The following is a 13,919-nucleotide window of genomic DNA, read 5'->3' on the forward strand; positions in this document are numbered from 1 at the left end:
AACACGTTCCGTTCGACGATCACGCCGCGCCGGTTGGATTGGGCACGACCTGTGAGGGTACGACGAGCGGAGGATCGGTCCGAGATGTCGGGTGCGCGACCACTGTAGCACCTCGGAGATCGACGGCCAGCATCAGCGCGGACCAGCGCGAGGACGCGTGTCGCTCGACGAGTTCGGCTGCTTGGAGGCGCTGCGCCGGGTCGCTTCCCAGCACGAGGATGCTCGGCCCGGCGCCCGAGACCACCGCGGCGAGACCATGCTCGCGAAGCACGCGGATGAGGGCGTCCGTCTCGGGCATCGCGCTCGCGCGGTAGCTCTGATGAAGACGATCCTCGGTCGCGGCGAGCAGCAGCTCCGGGCTCTGCACCAGCGCGGCGACGAGGAGCGCTGACCGTGACACGTTGAACGCCGCATCCTCATGCGGGACGTGCACTGGCTGGAGGCTCCGTGCGAGCTTGGTGGACAGCGTCGCGTCCGGCACGAACACGACCGGCGAGACACCGCGATGCACCAGCAGGCGCTTCGAGGCCGGTCCGGAGTCGGTCGTCCACGCGATCGTCAGACCGCCGAACAGGGCCGGCGCGACGTTGTCGGGATGTCCCTCCATGTCCGTCGCGATGCGGAGCATCGCTGCGGCGGACAGGTCCGCGACTCCGTCGACGAGCCCGCGCGCGGCCATCAGGCCGGCGACGATCGCCGCCGCGGACGAGCCCATTCCACGCCCATGCGGGATCGCGTTCCGCGCTTCGAGCTCGAGCCCGCACTGGTCCACCCCGGCCGACTCGAGGCCCCGCCGCAGCGCGCGAACGACGAGGTTCTCGTCGTCGATGGGAACCTCGCCGCTCCCGCTCCCCTGCACCACGACGTGTGCGCCCGGCTCGGGACGAACACGGACGTCCAGCTCGTCGTAGAGCGACAGCGCAAGTCCGAGCGTGTCGAACCCCGGTCCGAGGTTCGCCGACGTGGCCGGAACCCGGACGCGGACGGAGCGCCCGAGCGGAAGGCGTGTCACCGACCGTCTCCGGTGAGGCCGAGCACCCCCGCGATTGCGGCGACATCGACTGGGACGCTGGTGGGGGCGACCTGCTCGCCACCGGGACCCTGCAGTGCCCACTGCGGGTCCTTCAAGCCATGCCCGGTCACCGTGATGACGACCGTGGCGCCAGCGGGGATCGCTCCGGCAGCGCTCCGCTCGAGCAGTCCCGCCACGCCGATCGCGGATGCTGGCTCCACGAACACGCCGACCTCTGCCGAGAGGATCCGATGCGCGCGGAGGATGTCGGCGTCGTCGATGGCACCGAAGTAGCCGTCCGTCTCCTCACGTGCCTCCAGGGCGAACTGCCAGGAGGCGGGGTTGCCGATGCGGATCGCGCTCGCGATCGTCTCGGGCGCGGTCACCACCTCACCGCGAACGATCGGAGCCGCGCCGGCGGCCTGGAACCCGAACATGCGAGGCAGCTTCGTGGTCCGGCCGGCGGCGGCGTCTTCACGGTAGCCGCGCGCGTAGGCGGTGTAGTTCCCGGCATTCCCGACGGGGAGGAAGTGGAAGTCCGGGGCGTCGCCGAGGACGTCGACGACCTCGAACGCGGCCGTCTTCTGCCCCTCGATCCGGTCGTTGTTCACCGAGTTCACCAGGTGAACGGGGTAGTTCTTGGCGAGGTCGCGAGCGATATCCAGGCAGTCGTCGAAGTTGCCCTGCACCTGGAGCAGCTGGGCGTCATGCGCGACCGCCTGACTCAGCTTGCCCATCGCGATCTTGCCCTCGGGAACGAGCACCGCTGCCGTGATGCCAGCGTGGGTTGCGTACGCTGCGGCACTGGCGCTCGTGTTGCCTGTGGACGCGCAGATCACCGCTTTCGCGCCGTGTTCCACCGCTTTCGAGATCGCCATGGTCATGCCGCGATCCTTGAAGGACCCGGTCGGGTTCATGCCCTCGAACTTGACCCATACGCGCGCACCGGTGCGCTCCGACAGGCGGCGCGCGGGAATGAGCGGCGTACCACCCTCACCCAGCGTGACGATCGGTGTCGCCGCGCTGACATCGAGGCGGTCGGCGTATTCGCGCAGGACACCCTGCCACTGGTGGGCCATCAGGCTCCCTCTACTCTCAAGACACTCGTGACAGCGGTCACGACGGGTTCGTTCCGGAGTGCCGTCACCGTTGCGGCGAGGTCGGCTTCGCGGGCGCGGTGCGTTCCGATGACGAGCGTTGCGGTCGTCGGAGCGGCGCCCTCCGTGCCGCCGCTCGTCTGCTCGACCGTCTCGACGCTGACACCATGGCGTGCGAGCACACCGGCGACGGCGGACAGCGCGCCGGGCGCGTCGTCGACGTGCATCGTGATCTGGTACCGCGTGGTCACGACGCCGATCGGGAACACGGGGAGGTTCGACTGCGTCGACTCGGCGATGCCGGGACCGCCGATGACGTGCCGGCGCGCGGCCGACACGAGATCGCCGAGTACGGCGGACGCGGTCTGGACACCGCCGGCACCCGCGCCGTAGAACATCAGGTCGCCCGCAGCCTCGGCCTCGACGAAGACGGCGTTCTTCGCGCCGTGCACGGATGCCAACGGATGCGATTCGGGAACGAGTGCGGGATACACCCGCGCGCTCACGCCCTCCCGGCCGTCCTCGTCGGTCAGCCGCTCGCAGGTGGCGAGGATCTTGACCACGTATCCGGCCTTCCGGGCGGCGCGCACCTGATCGATGGTGACGCCCGTGATCCCTTCCCGGTGCACGGCAGCGAGCGGCACGGAGGTGTGGAATGCCAGCGAGGCGAGGATCGCCGCCTTCTGCGCGGCGTCGTACCCCTCGATATCGGCCGTCGGGTCGGCCTCGGCGTATCCGAGTTCGGTCGCGGTGGCGAGCGCGTCCGCGAAGGTCGCTCCCTGCCGATCCATCAGGTCAAGGATGAAGTTGGTCGTGCCGTTGACAATGCCCATGATGCGTTCGATGCGATCGCCGGCGAGCGAGTCGTGCAACGGGCGGATGATCGGGATCGCGCCGGCGACCGCGGCTTCGTAGTAGAGCTGCGCGCCCACCTGCTCGGCCTCCTGGAACAGCTCCGGACCGTGCGTTGCGAGCAGCGCCTTGTTGCCGGTCACGACGTCAGCCCCGGAGCCGAGCGCCCGGAGGACGAGCGATCGCGCCGGCTCGATGCCGCCGATGAGCTCAACCACGATGTCGGCGCTGAGAATGAGCGACTCCGCGTCCGTCGTGAGAAGCTCCTCCGGCAGGTCGACGTCTCTGGTCGCAGCCAGGTCACGAACGGCGATGCCGACGAGCTCGAGGCCGGCGCCCGCGCGGGACGCGAGCTCGTCGCCGTGTTCGAGCAGGAGCCGCGCGACCTGGGCGCCGACAGAGCCGGCACCAAGCAGCGCGACGCGGACGTTGCGATATTCGATCATCGGGAAGCAGTACCTCGGGAGGGTCGTGGTCAGTCGGTGAGGCCGGTGTCGCGGGCGAGCAGATCATCGATCGTCTCTCCCCGCACGAGGATACGGGCTGCGCCATCGGCCACCGCGACGATCGGCGGCCTCCCGACATGGTTGTAGTTGCTGGAAAGACTCCAGCAGTACGCGCCCGTCGCGGCGACGACGAGGAGGTCGCCCCGGCCGGTGTCGCCGGGCAAGTAGGTGTCCCTGACGACGATGTCGCCGGACTCGCAGTGGCGTCCGACAACACGGCTCAGCATGGGCGCCGCGTCGGAGCGGCGACCGAGCGCCGCCGTGTAGTCCGCGCCGTAGAGGGCGGGCCGGACGTTATCGCTCATGCCCCCGTCCACGCTCACGTAGGTTCGCTGGGCTGCGACTCCCGCGCCCGAGGCGACGGCAACCGGCTTCACCGTGCCGACGGTGTACAGCGTGACGCCGGCGGGGCCGGCGATGTACCGCCCTGGCTCGACAGCGATCTGCGGCACCGGGATGCCGTGTTCCGCGCATTGCTCCACAAGGATCTCGGCCAGCGCGACGGCGATGTCCTCGGGCTCGAACGCCGTGTCGGCGGATGTGTAGTCGATCCCCCAGCCGCCGCCGAGGTTGAGTTCCGGGACCGGGCCCGACTGCGCGAGCAACGCATGCAGTGCCACCAGGCGGCGTGCAGCCTCCCGAAATCCCGCCGCATCGAAGATCTGCGAACCGATGTGCGAGTGCAGACCGACGAACGCGAGCCCCTCGGATGCGCGGATCGTCTCGACGATCGCCGGGGCATCGCCGATCGGGACCCCGAACTTCTGATCTTCGTGCGCGGTCGCGAGGTACTCGTGGGTCGATGCGTGCACGCCGCTGTTGATACGCAGTCGGACGCGCTGCCGCACGCCGTACCGCCCGGCTGCCGCCGCAACGCGCTCGACCTCGTCGGCGCTGTCGAGCACGATGGTGCCGACGCCGAGCCGAACGGCCATGTCGATCTCGGCATCGGACTTGTTGTTGCCGTGGAGACCGAGTCGCGCGGCGTCGACGCCGCCAGCGAGCGCGGTTGCGAGCTCGCCATCCGTCGCGACATCGATGTGGAGGTCCGCCTCAGCCATCCATGCGGCGACCTGCGCGGTGAGCAGCGCCTTGCCCGCGTAATAGACGATGGTGCGGACGCCGAGCGGCTCGAACGCGTCGGCGAAGGCCGTTCGCACGCGGACGGCGCGCGACTGCAGATCGCGCTCGTCGAGCACGTAGAGGGGTGAGCCGAACCGAGCGATGAGATCGGACGCGGCCATGCCGCCGATCGCAAGAGCCCCGTCGTCCGTCCGCGTCGCGGAGGAAGGCCAGATCCGAGGATCCAGCGCCTCAGGGTCGGCCGGAACGGCGAGCCAGGACGGCGCGAGGGGGTTTCCGGTCACCCGATCAAACCTACCGGGGCCCGGAGCGGGATCATCGCCAGGTTACGCGGCGTGGGTGCGGGAGCAACGCGACGCGCGCTCAGGAGCAGGAGCCCGTACGGCGCAGGGCGACCGGATCGAGCGGGACGCCGCTGGCGCGGATCCGCACCTCGGCCTGTGCTGCGGTGATCCGCACCGACGCGATCCGCATCGAGGCGGGCAGGAACTGGGCCGTGCAGACCGGGATGGGCGTATTGGAGACGCCGGGGATCGAATTGATGTCCAGCCCGACGGTCGAGTTCGTGATGGTCACCGTCTTCGGCGTGATCGTGACGCCCTTGCCATCGGATTGTGCCGCGACCGTGCCCGTTGCGGCGTAGTCGATCTGCACGCCGATGACGTTCGTCGACCCGGTGATGCCCACCGCACCGTTGTGCAACGACATGTCGGCGAACAGCGGGTTGAAGCGGGCAAGATCGTGGACGGCACCGGCTGCGAGCGTCACTGAGCCGTCGACGGAGCCGATCGAGCCGTGCCCCGAGACGGGGAGGCCGTGTGCTGTCGCCGATACCGCGAGCGGGACCCCCTGTACCGAGAGCCGATCACTCGTCACCTGAACGTCGTCGAGCGACCCGGCGATGAGTTGCGGGATGATCAGGCCCTGGGCGCGGGCCTGCACGGAACCGGTCGTGCCTGCGGGCAGCGCCGAGTCGATGTGCTGCGCGATCGAACGATCCACCACCGATCGCAGCACGAATTCGGCGACGACGACGAACGCAACGATGAGGACGACCACCGCGAGCACCACGATGAGCAGCACGCGACCGAGCTTGGATCGCCGTCTCGTCGTTGTCAGGGTGCCCGCTGCCATGGCGGCAATCCTTGCAGGGGGCCGGCGCGACAACCTGAATGCGAGGTGATCTCAGTCAGGGTGACGGCTGTACGAGACCCGAATGCGAGGAACTACATGCGGTCCGGTGCTGAAACACCGAGGAGCGACAAGCCGTTGCGGAGGACTTGCCCGACAGCATCGTTCAACCACAGTCGTGTGCGGTGCAGGTCGGTGACGGGTTCGTCACCGAGTGGCGTGACGCGGCACACGTCGTACCAGCGGTGGTACAGGCCGGCGAGCTGCTCGATGCCGCGCGCGATCCGGTGCGGCTCGCGGAGCTCGGCGGCATGCCGCACGAGCCGCGGGAACTCCGCGAGCGCGCCGAGGAGCGCGCTCTCGGTGGGATCGGTGAGCAGCGACGCGTCGAACGCGGACCGGTCGACACCGGCGGCATCGGCATTTCGCGCAACGGAACGCGTTCGGGCGTGCGCGTACTGCACGTAGAAGACCGGGTTGTCGTTCGTGCGCTTGACGAGCAGATCGAGGTCGATGTCGATCGACGTGTCCGACGCGTACCGGACCAGCGCATATCGGCCGGCGTCGACGCCGACCGCGTCCACCAGGTCTTCCATCGTCACGATCGTGCCGTTCCGCTTCGACATGCGGAGCGGTGCGCCGTCCTTCAGGAGGTTCACCATCTGTCCGATGAGGATCTCCAGGTTCACTCCCGGCTCGTCACCGAACGCCGCGCACATGGCCATCATCCGCCCGATGTAGCCGTGATGGTCGGCGCCGAGCATGATCAGGTTGCGCTCGAACCCGCGTTCGCGCTTGTCGAGGTAGTACGCCAGGTCACCCGCGATGTAGGCCGGGTCGCCGTCGGACTTGATGATGACGCGATCGCGATCGTCGCCGAACGTGGTCGTGCGGAGCCAGACCGCCCCGTCGGCCTCGTAGACGTGCCCGAGCTCCCGCAGCCGATCGATGGCGCGCTCCACGGCCTTCGACTCGTGCAACGAGTCCTCATGGAAGTAGACGTCGAAATCCACCCCGAAGTCGTGCAGGGACGACTTGATGTCGGCGAACATGAACTCCACGCCCTCACGGCGGAACAGCTCCTGCGCCTCCCCGCGGGGCAGATCGGCGACGTCACCGTCGTAGGTCGCGATCACCCGAGCAGCGATCTCCGCGATGTAGCCGCCGCCATAGCCGTCTTCCGGCGTCGGCTCGCCGAGCGCGCTGGCGAGGAGCGACCGGGCGAACCGATCGATCTGGCTGCCGTGGTCGTTGAAGTAGTACTCACGGGTGACGAGCCCGCCCTGTGCTGCGAACACCCGCGCGAGGCTGTCGCCGACCGCGGCCCAGCGGACGCCACCCATGTGGATCGGGCCGGTCGGGTTCGCGGAGACGAACTCGAGGTTGATGCGGACGCCCGCATACAGGTCGCCGGTGCCGAAGGCGTCGCCCTGTTCGACGATCGTCCGTGCGACCGCTCCTGCGGCAGCGGCTTCGAGCGTGATGTTGATGAACCCGGGGCCCGCGACGTCGACCGTGGCCACCCCATCGAGCTCGCCGAGCTCGCCGGCGATCTCCGTCGCGAGGTCACGCGGGTTCGCTCCGACGCGCTTGGCAAGCTGCATCGCCGCGTTCGAAGACCAGTCGCCGTGGTCGCGATTCCGCGGCCGCTCGAGCACGGCGTGCTCCGGACCGACCGACACACGATCCGCCGCTCCGCGGCGCTCGACGACCCCGCTCAGGATCGACAAGTACGCGGCGGAGAGTTCGGCGGGAGTCACGGCAATCGATCCTAGCGGGCCGCTCAGGCGCGATTTGGGCTGCGCACGGACGCATCCTGGATCATTGTCCCCATGGTCTCCCGAACGATCTCCCGCGCCGTGGCCGCCCCCGCCGTCGTCGCCGCAATCGCCGGAATGCTCGTCGGGTGCACATCGGGGACGCACGGCGGGTCGGCGGGCGTCAGCGCGACCTCCAGTCCGACCGTTCGCCCGGTCGGCACGCGGGTCGACGTGCCATGCGCGACACTCGTTCCTGCCGAAGTGCTGGCGATCTATCACCGCTCGTTCCAGCTCGACCGCGGAGCGAAGCCGACTCCGGGCACGCCCGGTGCGACCATCGCCGGACAGCGCGGCGAGGTCTGCGTCTGGAAGGCCGGATCGGTCACGATCACGGTCGCGATCGCGCACCTTCCGTCCGCGGTCAGCACCCGTCTGAAGAACTCGCTGTACGAACGGAGCAACTCGGTCCCCACCTACACGGTCGAGGGGTACTTCGACAAGCAGGGAGCAATCGGGCGCGCCGATGCGTTTCCGGATCCGTACTGGGTGAACGCCGAGTCGACGATCTTCGGCGAGCCCGGCGACGCCCAACCGATCTTGGACGCCGTCCGCGCCGTGCTCGCGCCGACCGCGCCATCGGTGACCCCGCGCTCGTCGTCAAGCGCGTCGCCGTCAACCGCGAGCACGCCGAGCAGCAGTCCGTCCGCTCCGTAGGGCTCGACCACCGTGGCGGACCTGCTACGGTTGACGTCGACCCCGGGCCCCCATAGCTCAGGGGATAGAGCACTGCCCTCCGGAGGCAGGGGCGGAGGTTCGAATCCTCCTGGGGGCACGATGCGATCTCTCCCCGCTCCCGATGTGATCGCGCTTCATGGCGCTCCCGCACTCCGGTGGGGGGTGATCGGGCCAGGGGTGATCGCGAACGACTTCACCGCCACGCTCCACGCGAACTCCGACCAGCGCGTCGTCGCCGTGGGCAGCCGCTCGCTGGATCGGGCGGAGGCGTTCGCAGCGCGTCACGGCGCGGCCACAGCATACGGCTCGTACGAAGCGCTGGTCGCCGATCCGGGCGTCGACATCGTCTACATCGCCAGTCCGCACCCGCAGCACTTCGAACACGCGATGCTCGCCATCGCCGCCGGCAAGCATGTCCTTGTCGAGAAGCCGATGACGACCTCCCCCGCGGACACACGCACGCTGGTTGCCGCCGCGCGCGCCGCAGGCGTGTTCGCGGCGGAAGCGCTGTGGACGAGGTTCCTGCCGCAGAGCATCGTCGTCGCCCAACTGCTCGCCGACGGGGCCCTCGGCACGCCTCGACTCGCGCTCGTGGACGTCGGCTGGCCTCGACCCATCCGCGACGACGATCGGATGTTCCATCCCGGCGGTGGCGGCCTGCTCGACGCGGGCGTGTACGGCCTGTGGTTCGCGCAGTTCACCCTCGGTCGAGCGACGGATGTCAGAGCGACCGGCATCCTGACCCGGGATGACCCGGCGGCGCTCGATGCGCTCGGGCCCGACACCATTGCCGAGGGCGATGTCGATCTCCAGTCAATCGCAACACTGCGTGTCGGCACCGGCCCCGATGCACCGATGGCGTCCGTGACGACAACTCTGCTCGCCCCGACGGACGGACGCGCCACCCTTGCGGGTTCGGCAGGCGTGCTCCGGTTCACCGACCACTTCGTGTTCCCGGCGGGGTTCGTCGTCCGCACCGCGGACGGGGTGCTCGAGTTCACCGACCCGTCAGGACTCCACGGCAGAGACGGTCTGGTGTGGCAGGCAGCCGCGGCCGCACACGCCATCGGCGCCGGGCGGACCGAGTTCGCAGAGCACAGCTTGGACGACTCGATCGCGCTCGCGGACACGCTGGACAGCGTCCGGAAGGCGATCAGCACCCGCGCTTGAGGAGCGAGCCGTCGCCCGTGCCCGTGCGTTGCGTGCGTTGGCGTGCGGGACGCGGCCGCGCTCGGGTGCGCGTTCCCCGCGGCGCGCTGCCGCGCTCAGGTGCGTTCCCTGCGGCGCCGGGTCGCGATCAGGCGTGCGTGAGGGCGATGAGCGCGACGTTCAACGTCGAGTAGAGCCCCTCGGATCGCGTCGCCTGGCGCACGCGCCCGCGAAGCACCTCGTACCGGCCATCGCGCTCTCGGACGAACCCGATGACGCCGCTGGCCGGCGTGGACACCCTGTGGAATCCGTCTTCCAGCGGCACAACTTCTGCAGTGGTCGCTCGCTCCATCGCTCGCGCTCCTCTCGCCGGTGAACACGTCGAACGATACGCTGGCATCCTTCGGGACGACCAGGCCCATCGCCAAGCGGACGCTCTGCAAGACTGGGCACGTGCAGTTCCTGATCGTCGGCCAATGGCAGGGTTCCGCATCGTCGCGCGCCATGCGCCTCTCCGATGGCGCGAGTGCGATCGCGGCCGACCTGCCGCGTGCGTCGACGACCGTCGTTCCCGCCCCGACCGGTGCTGGCGACCGACTGGACAGTGCGGTCGCGCGATACACCGCGGTCCGCTCGGTCGCGGAGGCCGTGGCCGACGAGATCCGCGTCGCCACGGAACCCGTGCTGATCGTCGGCGGCGATGGCGCAGCGATGCTCGGTGCGTCCGCCGCGTGGGGCGACGACGTCGCGCTCGTTCGATTGTCCGGCTCCGCCGCGTTCCGCGCGCTCAACCGCGCACAGCCGGTCCCCGCCGAGGCGAGCGTCCTCCGCATCCTCGTCGCGCGCCCCGATGACCTCTTCCCCGAGATCGGTCACGTGCAGGCAGACCGAGTCGTCGTCGCCGGAACTCGAGGTGTCGACGACCAGGAGCGCGCCGCCGCCGAACGAGCCGGCATCGTGCTGCTCGACGTCGACGCGGCGACCCCGACCGCTATCGAGCATGCGGTCGCCGCGACGGGCGCCACCTCGGTGTATGTCCACGTCGACCTCGACGCGCTGGACCCGTCGGAGATCGACGGCCTGCTCGAACCCGTTCCGTTCGGTCTTGACGGTCAGGGTCTCCTCGCACGGATCACCGCGGCGACCAGCGGGCGCCGCCTCGTCGGCGCGGCCATCACCGGGTTCGCCCCCACCGAGCCCGACCGCGCCGTCGACGATCTCGGTGTGATCCTGCGCATCATCGCGGCACTCACAGCCGCGGCCCGCACCGCCCGCGATTGAGTCGCGCGCTCGGGGTCGACCACCCTGCGAGCCACCGCGTCGCGTTCACGGCACGCGGGTAGCCTGCACAGCATGACGGACTACGACCTCATTGTCATCGGTGCCGGAGCGGTCGGCGAGAACGTGGCCGACTACGCACACAAACGTGGCCTCCACGTGGCGATCGTCGAGTCCGAACTCGTCGGCGGCGAATGCTCGTACTGGGCGTGCATGCCGTCGAAGGCACTGCTCCGCAGCGGGCACGTGCTCGCTGCGGCCCGGCGTGTCGATGGGAGCGCCCAGGCCGTCACCGGATCGCTCGATGCGACTGCGGTCCTTCAGCGGCGCAACCGATTCACGAGCGATTGGAACGACGCCGGGCAGGTCTCGTGGCTCGAGGGCGCCGGCATCGACCTGCTCCGTGGCCATGCGGTCATCGCCGGTGAGCGCGTCGTCAGCGTCGACGGCGTCGAGCATCATGCGCGTGCTGCGGTCGCCGTCGCAACGGGTTCGCTGCCGATGCTTCCGGACATTCCCGGTCTCGCCGACTCCGCGCCCTGGGGAACCAGAGAGGCGACGAGCGCGCAATCGGTGCCCGACAGCCTCCTGATCGTCGGCGGTGGGGTCGCGGCGTGCGAGCTCGCGACTGCGTGGGCCTCACTCGGTTCGACCGTCACCCTCGTTGCCAGGCACAGCCTGCTCGGCGGTGTCGAACCGTTCGCCGGCGAGATGGTGGCCGACTCGTTGCGGGAGCTCGGCGTCGATGTGCGGCTCGGAGTCACGCCGACGCGGGTCGGTCGGACCGACGGCACCGTGACGACCCAGCTGGACGACGGCACCACAGTTCAGACTGCCGAGATCCTCGTCGCGACGGGTCGCCTCCCGCGCACGGCAGACCTCGGACTCGAGCACGTCGGGATCGAGCCGGGCGATTGGCTGCACGTCGACGACACGATGCTCGTCGCCGGGACCGACTGGCTCTACGGCGTTGGCGACGTCAACCATCGCGCGCTGCTCACGCACCAAGGCAAGTACCAGGCGCGGGCGGCTGGCGAAGCGATCGCCGCCCGGTACCTCGGAACGCCGCTCCACGACGGCCTGTGGGGCGCGCACGTCGCAACAGCCGATCACGCGGCCGTTCCGCAGGTCACGTTCACCGACCCCGAGGTCGCCAGCGTCGGACTCACCGAGCAGGAGGCCCGCGACCGCGGCATGACCGTCCGGGCCGTCGAGTACCCGCTCGGTAGCGTCGCCGGCGCTGCACTGCAGGCTGACGGCTATACGGGGCGCGCAAAAGCCATCGTCGATGAGGATCGCCGTGTGCTCGTCGGTGTGACGTTCGTGGGCCAGGACGTCTCCGAGATGCTGCACGCCGCGACGATCGCGGTGGTCGGCGAGGTGCCGATCGACCGACTCTGGCATGCGGTCCCCGCCTACCCGACCATGAACGAGATCTGGCTTCGGCTGCTCGAGACCTACGGGCGGGCGACCGACTGATCTGACCGGATCGGTTCGCCCGCGTGTGACCGCCGCGGTGGGGCCGGATCTGCGCCGTTGGGAACCGTCGCTTGCGGGATAGGAACGACCATCGGCGTTCCGGTCACCGGGTCGTCGACCACGACGCTCCGCAGACCGAAGACCTCGGCGATCGTCGGTGCCGTCAGCACTGACTCGGGGGTCCCGGCCGCGACGACCGCGCCGTGCGTCATCGCGACAAGGTGTGTGGCGACCCGCGCCGCCTGGGTGAGATCGTGCAGCACCGCGATGACCGTCCGCCCGGAACGCTGCAGCGCAGCGACCATGTCGAGCAACGCGTACTGGTGGGCGATGTCGAGGAACGTCGTCGGTTCGTCGAGCAGCACCACGTCGGTGTCCTGCGCGAGCACGAGAGCGATCCAGACACGCTGCCGCTGGCCGCCGGAGAGCGTGTCCACGGCTCGATCTGCGAGCTCGGCGACACCGGTTCGCTCGAGCGCATCGTCGACGGCCTCGCGGTCGGCACGGGACATGGGACGGAACGGTCCGACGTGCGGGTACCGGCCGCGCGTCACGAGGTCGCGGACGGTCACCCCCTCGGGCGCGATCGGCTGCTGCGGGAGGAGCGCGACGCGACGGGCGAGCGCGCGTGACGGGAGCCTCCGGATCGGAACGCCATCGAGGAGCACAGCGCCGGCAACCGGGGCGACCGTCCGCGCGAGCGCGCCGAGCAGCGTGGATTTCCCACAGCCGTTCGGTCCGATGATCGCCGTGAACCCGCCATCCGGGAGGTCCAGGTCGAGTCCGTCGATGACGGTGCGTCCGTCGTACGCGACACGGAGGCCGCGGGTAGCGAGCGTCGTCATGTCTCGGCCGTCCCGTGCCGCCAGTAGCCCATGCAGGCGATCGTTGCTTCGCCCGGCCGGAACGCGGCGCGCAGGTCGGCGCGGATGCCGCGGACGACGGCGGCCTCCCCAGCGACCCAGGCATAGCGACGACCCAGGTGCATCGGCGCTGGGACGTCCCACGGCACCGCGTCGGTGTCGTCAGCGGAGCTTGCGGAGCGCGTCACGGTGCGTCGGTCCAGTGTCGGCGCAGCAGGTGATCCGGCGGTGCGGGCGGGCGTCGCGGCGGCGCCCGCGTGCTGCATGCACCAGTCGCTGATTGCCCGGCGGAGCGCGACGCCGTGCGGCCGTCCGTCGCGGATCGCCCACTGCACCCGCACGCCCGGCGTCTGCGCTAAGGGCAACCGGTCGCTCGCCGTCGGGACCTCCAGGATCGCATCGCCCACCGTGGCCGACGGCAGGTCAGCCATGATCCGCGCGATCGCGGGAAGTGCGGTCTCGTCGCCGACGAGCAGAAGCGGTCCTGCGTGCTGACGGTCGAACGTGACGCCGGGCGACTCAGCGGCGCTCTGCGTTCGGTCCGCCGTGTCACTGCGCTCGGGCCCGATGAACCGGACCTCCTCGCCGGGGGCGGCGCCGGCGAGCCACCGCGATGCTGCGCCTTCCGGGCCATGGTCGACGATGTCGATGTCGAGCTCGCCGGCGAGCTCCCGATAGGCCCGGATCGTGTAGGTGCGAAGCGGATTACGGCGTGCGTTCGGCAGGGCGCGCCAGGCCGCCCAGATGCCGGGACCGTCCGGGAGATCCGCGTATCCAGCGCCGGGGACGGGGAGTATCAGCTTGATGCGCTGGTCGAGACCGGCGACCGCGAGGGCGCCGAGTTCCGACCCGTGGAGGGTCAGGCGGAGGAAATGCGGGCTGAGTCGGACGATGCCCGCGACGCGCGTACTGAAGCTGCGGTACCGAATCGCCATCGTGGAAGTATGGCATGCCTTACCTAACTTCCTGCGAGC

13 protein-coding genes and 1 tRNA gene are annotated in these 13,919 nt (G+C 69.9%); 5 read left to right on the top strand and 9 right to left on the bottom strand.

Annotated elements, in window-relative coordinates:
- Positions 1 to 19 precede the first annotated feature (19 nt).
- The 6 genes from thrB to argS form a co-directional block, all read right to left on the bottom strand.
- Entirely contained in the window at positions 20 to 1,012 is a 993-nt protein-coding gene (gene thrB / locus CAM01S_RS08385; RefSeq protein WP_066519483.1) for a homoserine kinase, read from the bottom strand.
- Positions 1,009 to 2,091, bottom strand: a complete 1,083-nt coding sequence (gene thrC, locus CAM01S_RS08390; protein WP_066519485.1) for a threonine synthase — start codon at positions 2,089 to 2,091, stop codon at positions 1,009 to 1,011. The genes thrB and thrC overlap by 4 nt, the downstream gene beginning before the upstream one ends.
- On the bottom strand, positions 2,091 to 3,407 hold the full coding sequence (locus CAM01S_RS08395) for a homoserine dehydrogenase (protein WP_066519491.1): 1,317 nt from the start codon (positions 3,405 to 3,407) through the stop codon (positions 2,091 to 2,093). Before CAM01S_RS08395 ends, thrC begins: the two co-directional genes overlap by 1 nt.
- A gap of 29 nt (positions 3,408 to 3,436) precedes the next feature.
- Positions 3,437 to 4,834 carry a diaminopimelate decarboxylase gene (lysA, locus tag CAM01S_RS08400; protein WP_066519492.1) on the bottom strand — a complete coding sequence of 466 codons (1,398 nt, stop codon included), beginning with the start codon at positions 4,832 to 4,834 and terminating at the stop codon, positions 3,437 to 3,439.
- A gap of 79 nt (positions 4,835 to 4,913) precedes the next feature.
- Positions 4,914 to 5,684 (bottom strand): LmeA family phospholipid-binding protein, encoded by a 771-nt coding sequence (locus CAM01S_RS08405; protein WP_066519493.1) that lies wholly within the window; start codon positions 5,682 to 5,684, stop codon positions 4,914 to 4,916.
- A gap of 92 nt (positions 5,685 to 5,776) precedes the next feature.
- The gene (gene argS / locus CAM01S_RS08410; RefSeq protein WP_066519494.1) at positions 5,777 to 7,441 is read right to left on the bottom strand and encodes an arginine--tRNA ligase; all 1,665 of its coding nucleotides are present in this window, start codon (positions 7,439 to 7,441) and stop codon (positions 5,777 to 5,779) included.
- A 72-nt stretch (positions 7,442 to 7,513) separates the two neighbouring features.
- On the opposite strand from argS, the gene CAM01S_RS08415 reads away from it, so the two are divergent.
- The 3 genes from CAM01S_RS08415 to CAM01S_RS08425 all read left to right on the top strand — a co-directional run bounded on the left by CAM01S_RS08415 (position 7,514) and on the right by CAM01S_RS08425 (position 9,346).
- Positions 7,514 to 8,155, top strand: coding sequence for a hypothetical protein (locus CAM01S_RS08415; RefSeq protein ID WP_066519500.1), 642 nt, complete (start codon positions 7,514 to 7,516; stop codon positions 8,153 to 8,155).
- A gap of 46 nt (positions 8,156 to 8,201) precedes the next feature.
- Positions 8,202 to 8,273 (top strand) — tRNA-Arg (locus CAM01S_RS08420).
- A gap of 2 nt (positions 8,274 to 8,275) precedes the next feature.
- Positions 8,276 to 9,346 carry a Gfo/Idh/MocA family protein gene (locus CAM01S_RS08425; protein ID WP_083527872.1) on the top strand — a complete coding sequence of 357 codons (1,071 nt, stop codon included), beginning with the start codon at positions 8,276 to 8,278 and terminating at the stop codon, positions 9,344 to 9,346.
- Between the two features lie 127 nt (positions 9,347 to 9,473).
- On the opposite strand, the gene CAM01S_RS08430 is transcribed toward CAM01S_RS08425, so the two are convergent.
- On the bottom strand, positions 9,474 to 9,677 hold the full coding sequence (locus tag CAM01S_RS08430) for a hypothetical protein (protein ID WP_066519514.1): 204 nt from the start codon (positions 9,675 to 9,677) through the stop codon (positions 9,474 to 9,476).
- Between the two features lie 101 nt (positions 9,678 to 9,778).
- On the opposite strand from CAM01S_RS08430, the gene CAM01S_RS08435 reads away from it, so the two are divergent.
- Both CAM01S_RS08435 and CAM01S_RS08440 read left to right on the top strand, forming a co-directional pair.
- Entirely contained in the window at positions 9,779 to 10,606 is an 828-nt protein-coding gene (locus CAM01S_RS08435) for an arginase family protein (RefSeq protein ID WP_157071484.1), read from the top strand.
- 72 nt (positions 10,607 to 10,678) lie between these two features.
- Positions 10,679 to 12,082, top strand: coding sequence for a dihydrolipoyl dehydrogenase family protein (locus CAM01S_RS08440; protein ID WP_066519517.1), 1,404 nt, complete (start codon positions 10,679 to 10,681; stop codon positions 12,080 to 12,082).
- On the opposite strand, the gene CAM01S_RS08445 is transcribed toward CAM01S_RS08440, so the two are convergent.
- Both CAM01S_RS08445 and CAM01S_RS08450 read right to left on the bottom strand, forming a co-directional pair.
- Positions 12,061 to 12,927 carry an ABC transporter ATP-binding protein gene (locus CAM01S_RS08445; RefSeq protein ID WP_083527873.1) on the bottom strand — a complete coding sequence of 289 codons (867 nt, stop codon included), beginning with the start codon at positions 12,925 to 12,927 and terminating at the stop codon, positions 12,061 to 12,063. The genes CAM01S_RS08440 and CAM01S_RS08445 overlap by 22 nt on opposite strands.
- On the bottom strand, positions 12,924 to 13,880 hold the full coding sequence (locus CAM01S_RS08450) for a siderophore-interacting protein (RefSeq protein ID WP_066519519.1): 957 nt from the start codon (positions 13,878 to 13,880) through the stop codon (positions 12,924 to 12,926). Before CAM01S_RS08450 ends, CAM01S_RS08445 begins: the two co-directional genes overlap by 4 nt.
- Positions 13,881 to 13,919 lie beyond the last annotated feature (39 nt).

The sequence above is a fragment of the Curtobacterium ammoniigenes NBRC 101786 genome, from assembly GCF_001571045.1.
GTDB lineage: Bacteria > Actinomycetota > Actinomycetes > Actinomycetales > Microbacteriaceae > Curtobacterium > Curtobacterium ammoniigenes.